10 protein-coding genes are annotated in these 12,047 nt (G+C 58.3%); 6 read left to right on the top strand and 4 right to left on the bottom strand.

All coding sequences use genetic code 11. The features are described 5' to 3' along the window. Window positions 1-146: 146 nt before the first annotated feature. A complete protein-coding gene (locus J3A65_RS21965; RefSeq protein WP_209903810.1) occupies window positions 147-926 on the top strand; it encodes an alpha/beta hydrolase in 780 nt (259 codons plus the stop codon). Between the two features lie 187 nt (window positions 927-1,113). Then, window positions 1,114-1,797 (top strand): EthD family reductase, encoded by a 684-nt coding sequence (locus J3A65_RS21970; protein ID WP_209903812.1) that lies wholly within the window; start codon window positions 1,114-1,116, stop codon window positions 1,795-1,797. A gap of 557 nt (window positions 1,798-2,354) precedes the next feature. On the opposite strand, the gene J3A65_RS21975 is transcribed toward J3A65_RS21970, so the two are convergent. Then, window positions 2,355-2,927 carry a TetR/AcrR family transcriptional regulator gene (locus J3A65_RS21975; RefSeq protein WP_209903815.1) on the bottom strand — a complete coding sequence of 191 codons (573 nt, stop codon included), beginning with the start codon at window positions 2,925-2,927 and terminating at the stop codon, window positions 2,355-2,357. 139 nt (window positions 2,928-3,066) lie between these two features. Between J3A65_RS21975 and J3A65_RS21980 the strand changes: the two genes are divergently transcribed. Continuing rightward, entirely contained in the window at window positions 3,067-3,417 is a 351-nt protein-coding gene (locus J3A65_RS21980) for a DoxX family protein (protein ID WP_209903818.1), read from the top strand. 115 nt (window positions 3,418-3,532) lie between these two features. Continuing rightward, window positions 3,533-4,117: a flavodoxin family protein gene (locus tag J3A65_RS21985; protein ID WP_209903820.1), complete on the top strand. Its 585-nt coding sequence runs from the start codon at window positions 3,533-3,535 to the stop codon at window positions 4,115-4,117. 551 nt (window positions 4,118-4,668) lie between these two features. Here J3A65_RS21985 and J3A65_RS21990 read toward each other — a convergent pair. From J3A65_RS21990 to J3A65_RS22000, 3 genes are read right to left on the bottom strand one after another with little or no spacing between them, the layout of a single operon-like run. Beyond that, on the bottom strand, window positions 4,669-5,502 hold the full coding sequence (locus J3A65_RS21990; protein WP_245341736.1) for a Crp/Fnr family transcriptional regulator: 834 nt from the start codon (window positions 5,500-5,502) through the stop codon (window positions 4,669-4,671). Next, window positions 5,495-8,065: an HWE histidine kinase domain-containing protein gene (locus J3A65_RS21995; RefSeq protein WP_209903822.1), complete on the bottom strand. Its 2,571-nt coding sequence runs from the start codon at window positions 8,063-8,065 to the stop codon at window positions 5,495-5,497. The genes J3A65_RS21990 and J3A65_RS21995 overlap by 8 nt, the downstream gene beginning before the upstream one ends. A 22-nt stretch (window positions 8,066-8,087) precedes the next feature. Then, window positions 8,088-8,948, bottom strand: coding sequence for an AraC family transcriptional regulator (locus J3A65_RS22000; protein WP_245341737.1), 861 nt, complete (start codon window positions 8,946-8,948; stop codon window positions 8,088-8,090). 1,513 nt (window positions 8,949-10,461) lie between these two features. On the opposite strand from J3A65_RS22000, the gene paoA reads away from it, so the two are divergent. Then, entirely contained in the window at window positions 10,462-11,097 is a 636-nt protein-coding gene (gene paoA / locus J3A65_RS22010; protein WP_209903824.1) for an aldehyde dehydrogenase iron-sulfur subunit PaoA, read from the top strand. Next, complete coding sequence (locus J3A65_RS22015; protein ID WP_209903826.1) at window positions 11,094-12,044, top strand: xanthine dehydrogenase family protein subunit M; 951 nt, start codon at window positions 11,094-11,096, stop codon at window positions 12,042-12,044. The genes paoA and J3A65_RS22015 overlap by 4 nt, the downstream gene beginning before the upstream one ends. Window positions 12,045-12,047 lie beyond the last annotated feature (3 nt).

Consider the following 12,047-nt stretch of genomic DNA (forward strand, 5'->3'; position numbering starts at 1 on the left):
CCCGGTATACTCGTCCATATCTAGGCTAATCTAGGTGCGTAATTGATATCAGATATCCATCGTGTATCTATGCCTCATCATCATGAGATGATGTCGGGAACAAACGAGCGTCCCGACGCGCATCGAAAATAGTTGAAGGAAATAGGATGACGATGAAAAGACTTCTGGCTGGTGCCCTGCTGGCTCTAGCAATTTCGGGACCTGCCAAAGCCGATGGAACTGCCAAAGTTGCTGGATCTGTCAATGCCGGTGCGACCAACGTTGTCCTGGTGCATGGTGGGACCACGGACGGCTCGGGATGGAAGGATGTCTTCCAAATTCTACGGGCGAAAGGGTTGGCAGTCACTGTTGTCGAGTTGCCGCATACAAGCCTCGAAGATGATATTGCCGCAACGAATCTGGCTGTCGCTACCCAAAGCGGCCCCACGGTTCTGGTTGGCCACAGCTACGGTGGGGCCGTTATCACCGAGGCCGGAATAGCACCCAACGTCAAGGCACTGGTCTACGTTGCAGCCCTTCAGCCCGACAAGGGCGAAACTCTGCTTGAGATCAGCAGCCGCTTTCCCATGGGCATCGACATGAAGAAGCTCGATGACGACAAGAGGTTCGTTCCAAATCCAGCGACCTATCATGAGATGATCGGTGCGGACCTTCCACGCGATGTGACCGATTTCATGTCTGCGATGTCCAAGCCGATGAGGCTGGATACATTCCAGATCCCGTTCCAGCATGCTGCATGGCATGACAAGCCGTCATTCGGCATCGTGACGACCGAAGACAAGGTGCTCTCATCCGACTTTCTGCAGTGGATGTATAAGCGCTCAGGCACGAAGATGACGGAAGTGAAGTCGAGTCACATGGTCTACATGTCTCACCCACAGGAGACGGCTGATGTCATTCTTGAGGCAGCCAGCTCGGTAAAATAGGGCAACGGCTCCCATCCGGCCGTATAGAGGCCCCTATGCGCTGTCTCGAAGGCCGATAACCGAGCTTGACTGAGAAGCCGCGCCCCAAGGGTCCTTCCCAAGGAGGAGGACGCTCGCACCCGTGACAAATCAATCAAACTAATTAATTCAAAGAATTCAACTAATTCAACCAAATCAGGAGTTTCCCGTGATCCGCTTCTTTGCCCTCCTCCCCCGCCGCCCCGACATCGATCGCCAGCGTTTCCATGACCATTGGCGCCACCCGCACGGCACCATGGGCCGCCAGATCCCGGGCATGCTCACCTACGTCCAGGGGCACCAGTTCGACACCGACCGCCTCGGCCTGGGTCAGGACAAATACGACGGCGTCGCCATGCCCTCGTTCGACTCCTCGAAAGACGCCGCCGCACTGGTCGACGAGCCCTTGTTCGTCGACAATATCCGCCCCGACGAGCCGTTGTTTCAGGATCTGCCGAATGTCATCTTCTTCATCACCGAGGAGGATGTAATCGTCTCGCGGCCCCCAATCGGAGCCGTATCCGCCGTCGATCGGCAATGGGACGTGCTGGAGCGGCCGACCAGCATCCATCTCCTGCAGTTCGTGCACCTTGATGGCAATCCCGGCTGGGCGGGCGCTGATGACGCCGAGCTCGGTCTGCGGATCGGTGCGCTGCGTCACGCGGTGAACCGGCCGAGCGCGGAGGTGCACAGCGACGGCGCACCGTTCCTGGGCGCCCGTCAGTTGTGGTGGCCCACACTGACGGCGTTCCAGGACGGCGTGGATGCCGATCGGGCCGCCTTCGATGAACTCCTCGCCCAGGCCGGTCACGCCGTCACCATGCTGGCGGTCTCGGAGCGGTTCGTGCGCTGAGCTGGGGCGTCCTTTCTGCGGAAGGGCCTGGGCGCAGCTGAAACCCCTCCGCGCGAAGGACGGGCGGCCCATGTGGCCGACGCGCAGCCAAGACGACGAGAGGCCCCAACCGTGCACGACCAGGGCGACCGTCCGGCGCCGGGGTCTCTCGTGCCGCGACGATGAGCTGAGTGCAATGCGTTCGACCTGGTCGCCGTCGGCCGCGCTCTGATTAGCGATCCGGATTGGGTCGAGAAGATCCGGTCGGGTGCCCTCGCAGGGCTCAAGGGCCTCGACGCTGATGCGCTACTGAAGTTCTATAAGTGCTGCTCGTTTTTCATGGTGGCGGCTCATTCATGCTTCCCTCACATCAATGGTCCTGACCGTAAGACAACACGGTCGAGTTCTGGGGATCGCATAGAGGACGCGCTGGGATTGGCGGAGCATACAAAGATTGAAGTTGTGCGGCCTCGCTCCTAGCGGGGCCGTGCCTCTGCACACAGCAGCTAGGCGCTTAGTTAGCGGCGTAACGTCGCTGATTCATCACATGCGAACATTGCTTTGATCGTGCTTCTAGGTCAACTCCTACGCGAAAGCATATCGATGAAATGAGTCACTCGGTCTTTGCGGAACGCCGCCCTGATCCGACCGTGGCGCTCAAGTTCCGCTAGACCATGAAGGGTCGCCCAGAATGCCTCGGTTGCGACTTCAGCGTCTGCGCAAAACGGCTCAACGACCGCCATCATGGCCCCGAACGTATCGCGCAGGGATTGAGGTGTATCGGACTTTGCAAACCGCAGACCGCTCGGAAGGACGAACATCGCTTCGTACAAAGCTGGCCGCTCAAATGCGAATTCCAGGTAGGCCATAGCAACGTCTTCCATTGCTTCCGCCGAACTTGCGCCGCGACGGACCGCTGCCCGCAGCACCGGCCCTAGCTCCCCAAATCCTTCCAGTGCGACCGCCCCGACAATCGCGTCGCGGTTTTGGAAATGGGCGTAGAGGACGGGCTGGCTGTATTCGATCTCCTGAGCAAGCCGACGAACTGTCACCGAGGCCCAGCCGTCTTTTTCGGCAATCATTCTGGCCGCGCCGATGATGCGCTGCTCTCGCTCCGCTTTCTCCCGCTCTTTGCGTTCGTTTATGCCCATAACTTCACCTTCGCCCGTTACGAATACTCATAGCGGCACTAATAATGCATTGCAACGGTTGACAATATAGCATCGCTAGATTTAATTATGGTGCTAGTGATATTGCCATGCTGGCGGGTGTCACCGTTAGGATCGTTTAATGTTCAACTTCATATCGCTGTCAGTCGGCAATGCTGCGACGCTCCTGGCTGCCGCCGCATTTCTTCTCGGTGCTGTCATCAATGCGTCCGGCAGCAAGGCCGTTCGAGAAGAATTCGTTCGTTACGGATTTCCATCGTGGTGGTGTTGGATCACAGGAATCCTGGAATTCCTGACGGCAGTCTTGCTAATCTTGCGGCCAACTTTCGCAATTGGCGTGGCGCTCGGAGCCTGCATCATGGTCGCCGCAATCCTCGCTGTCATCAGGGTCCGCGATTTCCGCCATATCCCGCCGCCATCGGTATTCCTGCTGCTGCTCATCATCGCAGCTTTCGTCCAGTTCTCATCATAACAGCAGCCCAATAGCCGCGGCCGCAAATCGCGCGCCTCCATCATCACAACCAACACAATCCAGACCGCGCTGACTCCATCGGCGACGCGTAGAATCACGGCATAAGGAACAAGCCATGACGACCTCGAATTCCTTCGCAAAAACTGTCATCGTCTACCATTCCGGCTACGGCCATACGCAACGCATGGCAGAGGCCGTCGCGGAAGGCGCTGGTGCAGCGCTCCTTGCCATTGACGCTGAGGGTAATCTTTCCGACGACGGATGGGCGGCGCTGGATTCCGCAGACGCCATCATATTCGGCTCCCCGACTTACATGGGCGGACCGAGCTGGCAGTTCAAGAAATTTGCCGATGCATCCTCAAAGCCGTGGTTTACCGCGAAGTGGCAGGACAAGGTCTTTGGCGGCTTCACCAACAGCGCCAGCCTCAACGGCGACAAGCTGAACACGCTGCAATATTTTGTCCTTCTTTCCGGGCAGCATGGTGGCCTGTGGGTGAGCCTGGGCATCAAGCCATCCAACGTGAAAGCGTCCAAGCGCGACGACTTGAACCGCATGGGATCCTATATCGGGCCGATGGCGCAGTCGGACGCCGACGCGGCTCCCGAAGAAATGTCTTCGGGCGATCTCGAAACAGCGCGTCTCTATGGCGCGCGGGTTATGAGCGTCGCTCGGCAGTACAAATCGACGCCGGGTGAATGACAAGGATCGACTACGGACCCTTGACATGGGGGCAATGAGTTAACTCGAACAATTACCTCCCGCGCATAGAACGTGGGAACTCAATACGTAACGAGATGTCCGCTTCGGTCGGATGGCGGATATGCGCCCTCATTTCAGACGTCCAGGTCATCGCCTCGGGTTCCCCAAAGCGGACATGCCTCCACAGCGGCCTCGTGTCACCTGTGCACCTTCGAAGCGAATCGCAGGGCAGAACCAGCGCAAAATGGACGGCGAGGCAACCTGACTTCTGAAGCGGTCGAAGAATGCCGATCTCGACATCGCGGAAGTCTCGGCCAGTTCCTTGACGGACACGCCTCCGCTCGGGTCATGATGAATGCGTCGCAGCGCTGGAGTCAGGCGGATGTCGGAAAAGCCCACGCAACAGTCCGGGAGATGTCTCAGCATCTCTAGTACTCCGCAGAGCGTCGATGAAGAGAACTTCAAGCAACCGGCTGAGGATCATGTTCCGCGCTTTTGCGCCTATCGGTCGTAGAGGTCGTCAGTGGCTTTGCCTGGGAGCTGGCCATAGACTACGCGGTTATGCCTCCTGATCTCCAAGAGTGGCTTACCTGCTCCATCGTATCGCCAGATGACAGATTTCCGAAGAGGTGGCGGTATTCCTCTTCCGGCTCGCCGTATGCATCGAAGGCAAATACTTCTAGCGAACGCCGGTTTCTGATCGTGACAAGTTTCCGATTCGACCTGATGAACCCTTTACCTTCCAGAATATGAAGCGCTGTCGTAACGCTGGGTCGGCGGATGGCCAGCATCAGTGCGATATATTCTTGGGTGATGCCGATGTGGTCTCCGCTAAGTCGATCGTGGCACATCAGAAGCCAGCGGGCGAGGCGGACCTCCACCCTGTGAATCCGATTGGAAAGGGCCGTGTAGGAGGCTTGGGTAGCAAGATTATACGCAAAAAGTACCAGCAGAACCATCAATGCAGGGGACTGCGCCAACTGTTCCCGAAACGGCTCCAGCAGAATGCGAAAGCCGTTTCCCGGCGATTGAATCAGGATTTCCTGACGACTGAAGCCGACGCCTACGGCGGCCGCCGTCGGGCCGAAACCTTCCCTGCCGAACATCCCGGACTCCACCTTGCGCCCGGCTGGCGAGACGGCAATGATTGAACAAATTCCGCTCTCCGGGAAGTAGACATATCTGAACTCGTCGCGGACGGGAACGATGCAGTAGCCCAGCGGCAGCTCGATGGGCTCCAGGTGAGGCAACAGGCCCATTAGCTCTGCAGCCGGAAGACGCTCAAGAATGCGGTTTTTCATTATCGGAAGAGAGGGCGTGGCATTCTCTTGCTTTTGGTCTGCGGTGCAGGCCGAGTAGTACGGGTATCTGGTTGTCTCAGACAACGGCCTTGGTCAGCACCTGCTGCACGGCGCGAGCGAGGTGATCGCGCTCGTAAGGTTTCTGGATAATGACCTCGCTCCCCTTACGCCCTGCGATCGCCAACTCATCGCCATAGCCCGTCGCGAAAATGAAAGGCGTGCCGGCTTCCCCAAGCTTTGTCGCGAGATCGAAACTCGTTCCGCGACCGACGTTGATGTCAAGCATCGCGAACTGAAAACTATGTTTTGCGAGTAACTGCTCAGCTTCGGTAATCGTCGAGGCGAGGGCCACGTGAACGGCACCCAATTCGTGCAGCATGTCCTCTGCCTCCAAGGCTATGAGCATATTGTCCTCGACCAGCAGGACATGCGTTCCTTGAAGCAGTCGGGCAGCAGGAACGTCGGTCTTCTTGGTGGCGTCGGTGTTGAATATGGTCGGAGCGGGTGCCTGGTCCTCGTCCCCGATGAAGACATAATGATGCGGGATGAAGAAATCCGCTTCCAGTCCTGCCAACAGGAAGCGAAGCTCCGCCGTGCCCTGTAGATCGAACGGGATCGTTCGCTCGACAATGACAGATCCGAAGCCGCGACGTGTCGGGGCAGCCACGGCCGGGCCGCCGATTTCCTTCCACTTGATATAGACGCCTTCGCCATCGACTGCTTCGACGGTCACCTCTACGCGACCCGCGGCGGAAAGCGCTCCATGCTTGCAACTGTTGGTGACGAGCTCGTGGACAACCAGCGCTATGGTGGAGGTCGCCTGTGCTTGGAGCAGAACACTGGGGCCCTTCAAGGAGAGGCGGCCCCTCGCATTGTCATGTGCAGCAATTTCATCCTCGAACAGGCCGGCCAGCGGAGCAGGGCCCCAGCTCTGACGCGTAATCCTGTCGTGCGCTCTCGCCAGCGCCTGAACCCGTCCGCCAAGCGAGTCCACATAGCTGGTGACATCGACGGCGGCTTGGCTCGTCTTTGTCACGAGGCTGCGGATCAGGGCGAGGATGTTGCGAACGCGGTGATTGAGCTCTGCAATAAGCACTTCCTGACGTTCCGATGCACGCCTTCGCTCGTCGCTGGCACCGTCCGAATAGCGCAGGATGACTTCGATCAGTGCCTGCCGGATAGCTTCACCGATGCGCTGGTCGCGGTCGGAAAAGGGGGTAGCCCTGCCACGGATCAGTTGGGCGAATGCCGCAAAGCTCTTGCGGGGAGACATACGCTCACCATCGGCGCTGGCTTCCACGAGCTTCGCGGGATCTCCACCCCATCTGATCTCGCTGAGGCGCTCTCGGCGAAACAGCAAGATATAGTCGCGTGGGACACGCGAGATCGGGATCGACATCATGCCGGCGGCGCGATCCGCCGTTGCGCTGCACGGAGCATGCACAGAAGCCAGGTGGTCGGTCGTGAAGACCCGGCTCGGCGATGCTGCGTTTAGATGATGCGCGAGCGCGATGACATTCTCTTCAGAAGGCGTGGCGCCGTGAAGATGAGCTTTGCCACTACGGTAAATTGCGACACCATCGCAATCCACCATGTCGCGCGTCATGTCCTGCAGCCATTGCGCGTTTTCCATCAACGTCTCGTCGCCGGCGATCATGGTGATGACGCGATCAGCCAACCTTCGCGCTCGCTGCTCGTGCTCTTCACTACCGCGCCGCAGGCGGCTCTCGAGCATCATGGAATACATCGCGCCGAACAGCTCGGATGCGGTCCGCATGATAAAGCTCGGCAGGCGTGGCCCATTCGCATGGCATGCGATAAGACCCCAGAGCTTTTCCTCGACAACGATCGAGATCGAGAGCGAGGCACCCACCCCCATGTTGCGCAGATATTCGATGTGCACCGGCGACACTGCGCGGCTGATCGACATCGATAGGTCGAGCGGTGGCGTTACAGCATCAGCGGGAGGTAGGAGCGACACCGTCGGCGCGGCGACGTCTGCTATGATGCGGAACGGGTTGCGCAGGTAAAGTTCGCGAGCCTGACGCGGGATGTCAGATGCGGGATAGTGGAGACCGAGAAAGCTTTCCATTCCAGCGCGTGCCGATTCCGCAATGACTTCGCCGTGGCCCTCGGTGTCGAACTGATAGATCATGACGCGATCAAAGCCTGTGATCGCCAGCACCTGCCGAGCCGTATCATGGTGAAATTTAGCGATCGTTGGCGATTTAAGCAGACGCGCTGCCATCGCACGAACCATCGCGGCCGCCTCCACCCGTTCGGCCTTCTGTGTCCGCTCACCTTCGATGATCAGCAGGTCACCCTGGAAATGGATCGAGAGATCGACGTTGGGCAATCCCTGTACCAGCTTCAAGTCGAAAATCCGCTCACCTGTCGTTGACGCCAGGATCGCCATCCGGTTGCGAATGTCGTGGAGTGCAGCGTCGCTGATCCATCGGTCGAAGCGGGTACCCAGAAGCTTTTCCGGCTTAACCTTGATGAACTTCTCGCAGTTTTCGGATGCGCGAACGATCGTCCAGTCGTTCGACATCGCGATGAGGAACGCGAAGTTCTGGATCTCATCGAGTCGCGTGATCGGTTCCCGGTCGCAGACAGTCAGGTTCGCATCGGTGTAGTCATTGTCCATTGGTTGGCCCCCGCCATCTAGTTCAACGTCGCAGACGATATTTCAGCGGAGAGGTCCCCATCACCTCATGAAACGCCCTTCGAAACTGTGGCGTGCCCTTGTACCCGACTGCCCCCGCAATCGCGTCGATAGGGAATTCAACCTGCTCCAGCAGTTTAACAGCTCGCGAGATGCGCCGCCTTTGGACGAACGCATGTGGATTTTCCCCGGTTGTCGCCTTGAAGGCGCGGGAAAAGTGAAAACGGCTAAGTCCGGCCACCGCGGCAAGCTCAGCCAATCCTATGGTTTCGTGAAGATGCCCCTCCACGAAATCCGTCACCGAGGCGATCTGTCGGTCGGACAGGCGCCCCTGTCTGTCGGCCATGACCCCAAAGACTTCGAGCGACGCCACCAGGCAGACGCTCTCGGCATGAAGTTCGTCGACTTGAGGCGCCGTGACGAGCGCTGCCAGTTTTTTGAGTGTCGCGCGTAACTGCGGATCGCGCGAATAGGCGAACGGCGGTAGATCGCCTCTGGCATATCGGCTCCCGAGATCTTGGTGGATCACCTCAGGATCGAAATACATCGCCAGAAAACTGTTTACCCGTGGTTCAGGCTCACTCCAGCCTTCAATGCCGCAGCCTTTAGGCACGAACGTGATCGTGTCGCGTAGATCCCGGACCTGAAGCCTCGGCAGGCTGTCTACGCGAAGCTCGCCATCTTTAAGGGCGATGTCGTGCAGTGCCAGATAATGGCTATCACCGCGGCTTCTGAATTCGTACGGTTCCGCGCTGCTCAACTCCACATACTCGACTGAAAATCCATGGGAATGGTGCGCCCGTCGTGTGACGGGTGCGAGCGTCGGTTCCGCAAAATCTATCTCGAGAGCGCGTGAAGAGGTCATGCCGCTGTCTAGCACGAAATTTGCTGACGAAAAACAAAATTTGCTCTGGAGGATCTATCTATCCTATGCCGTATCGGTTTGACCAAACACATACGTCGGTGGCGCAGATCAACCGCTGAACGTGTGTTCAGGTGACCTGAGTGGCGGGCCCGATATCGTTCTCCTCGCCCATCTTACATATTTCCTCGAAGAACCAGACACGTCCGGCGACGTCCTCGTCGAGGCGATGTTTCCTACTTCCCACCTCGGCCGTGGTCCTCGGGAGTTAGGCTTCGCTGATGGCTGCTTTCAGCGGGAGAAGTTCTTATAGCTGACAGTCTCGTCTCGGCCCCAAAGCGGAAATAATTTCCGCTTCGTGCCTCCATTCCAGCCGTCGCACCTGCACTGGAAGCAGAAATCGCTCGCTGCGACGTCATCGACCCTGTGTCAGAGGCGGAATGTGACTCGTGAGCGTCGATTTGCCATGTTGCCGTAGCATAAAGTGGGCCTCGACTTTGTCGCCATTGATCACGTTCGGAGCCGCACGTCGAAATCGTGGAAGTCAAAGAATTCCGTGCCAACGAAAGCTCGTCAAGCATATATATGGGTGATTGGTCCAAATAGCGCATAACCGTATGCGGACTGGATGACCTAATCCTTTTGGCGGATCCGATGTAAAACGACCAACGACCTACTCGTTGTGAAGGAGATCACCGTGAAATTTTCAGGTTTCCAATCGTGCGCATTCTGCCTGCTTGCCCTTGTTTCCGGCTTAGGATGGGTAGTGCACATCCAGAATTGCGCCGCCTAAAAAGTAATTCGGTAATACGTACTGATCAACAATGCGGGCATCATCCCGGTTTCTGCCCTTGAAGCGCTTAATGTCGATGAATGGGACCGAAAGATTGACGTTAGCATCAAGGCCGTACTCTATCGTATCCCCGCTGCGCTGCATTATGAAGGCGTGCAGGAGTCGGGCCATATTATCACTACGGCCTCAGTAGCAGGTCACCTGTTGTTTCCGGCCTAGACTGTCGTCGCGGGTGCACCAAGTTTGCCGTCAGGGCGTTCTGCGAAGGTCTCCGCCAAGAGGTGGAAGGACTATAACATCCACACCACTATTTTAAGTCCCGGTGGGGTTAAGACCGAGTTGCTTGACCAGATATCTGACGAGGCGATGAAGTCGGCGAAAAGCGACTACGTGAACCAGGTCGGAATTTTCCTATGATAGCTACTCGCCTACAGCGGCTTTTGTCATCGGTCAGCCGAATGAGGTCGATGTGAACGCGGTCATCTCTCGCACGACTGCCCATCAGCTTTGGTCAAACTTGCGGCGACTCCGTTCGCCGTGTTGCCTACTATCTTGCAAGGCATCCTCCGCCGCTCAAGGACCAATCGCCAATTGATTGATGTTCAGGTTCGATATGTCCAAGCGATGAATGCCACCTAATCATTTTGTATCCCCGCCACTATCCTTCACCGTGGTGCGGTCTACCCGCGCTCGACAACACCGAAGAACGAAGTGGAGCCGGATATGCAAAACCCAATCCAACTGGAAATATCCCGAAGGAATTTACTTGTCTCGTCAGCCGCGACAGTGGCGGTGACGGGGGTCGCGGGTAAAGCGGCGGCACAGCCCGCGGGACGAGCCATGAACCTTACGACGAAACTATCCTTCACTGTCAACGGCGAGATACGTGAGCTCGACGTCGACAACCGCACTACGCTGCTTGATGCCCTGCGGGAGCATCTTCACCTGACAGGCACGAAAAAGGGCTGCGACCACGGCCAGTGCGGTGCCTGTACCGTCATGGTGGACGGCCGTCGCGTCAACTCCTGCCTGTCGCTTGCGGTCATGCATGATGGCGACCAGGTGACCACGATCGAGGGTCTCGGCGAACCCGGCAATCTGCACCCGATGCAGGCCGCCTTCGTCAAGCACGACGGCTTCCAGTGCGGCTACTGCACGCCCGGGCAGATCTGTTCCTCTATCGCCGTGATCGAAGAGATCAAGGCGAACATCCCCAGCCACGTGACGGGCGACCTGACCGCCCAGGCACAGATGACGGCCCACGAAGTGCGCGAACGTATGAGCGGCAACATCTGTCGCTGCGGTGCCTACTCCAATATTCTCGACGCCATATCCGAAGTTGCGGGGATCAAAGCATGAGAGCCTTTACCTATGAGCGTGCTTCCTCCGTCGAGGCGGCAGTGCAGACGGCTGCCGGCAACCGGGAAGCCAAGTTTATTGCCGGCGGGACCAATCTCCTCGACCTGATGAAGCTCGAGATCGAGACGCCCACCCACCTGATCGATGTGAACGGTCTTGGGCTGGATGCGATCGAGACCACGGCCGACGGCGGCCTGCGGATCGGGGCCATGGTGCGCAACACCGATCTCGCCTCGCATGAGATCGTGCGACGCGACTACGGCCTTTTGTCGCGTGCGCTTTTAGCTGGTGCTTCCGGGCAACTGCGGAACAAGGCGACAACAGCCGGAAATCTGCTGCAGCGGACGCGCTGTCCCTACTTCTATGACACCAACCAGCCCTGCAACAAGCGTCAGCCTGGGAGCGGATGTTCCGCCATAGGCGGCTTCAGTCGCCTACACGCCGTTGTCGGCGCGAGCGACGCCTGCATCGCAACTCATCCAAGCGACATGGCGATTGCCATGCGGGCACTGGATGCCGTGGTCGAAACCGTCAAAGCCGATGGCAGCCGCAACGCTGTCCCAATCGCGACATTCCATCGCCTGCCAGGCCAAACGCCGCAGATCGAAACGGTCCTTGATCAGGGCGAATTTATCACGGCTGTCGTGCTGCCGCAGCCGCTCGGTGGAAAGCATATCTACCGCAAGGTTCGCGATCGAGCGTCCTATGCTTTCGCGCTAATTTCCGTCGCCGCCGTCATCCAGCCGGATGGCAAGGGTCGCGTCGCAGTGGGTGGCGTTGCCCACAAACCCTGGCGCGTCGAAGCGGCAGAGGCCGAATTGCCCAAGGGCGCACGCGCCACGGCAACCATTCTTCTCGCGGACGCCCGTCCGACCGAGCAGAACCGATTCAAGGTCGATCTGGTCGAGCGTACGCTCGGTGCCGTGATCGCCGAAGCGAGGGGCTGAGCC

This window comes from Rhizobium sp. PvP014, assembly GCF_017876855.1.
In the GTDB taxonomy this organism is placed as follows: domain Bacteria; phylum Pseudomonadota; class Alphaproteobacteria; order Rhizobiales; family Rhizobiaceae; genus Neorhizobium; species Neorhizobium soli.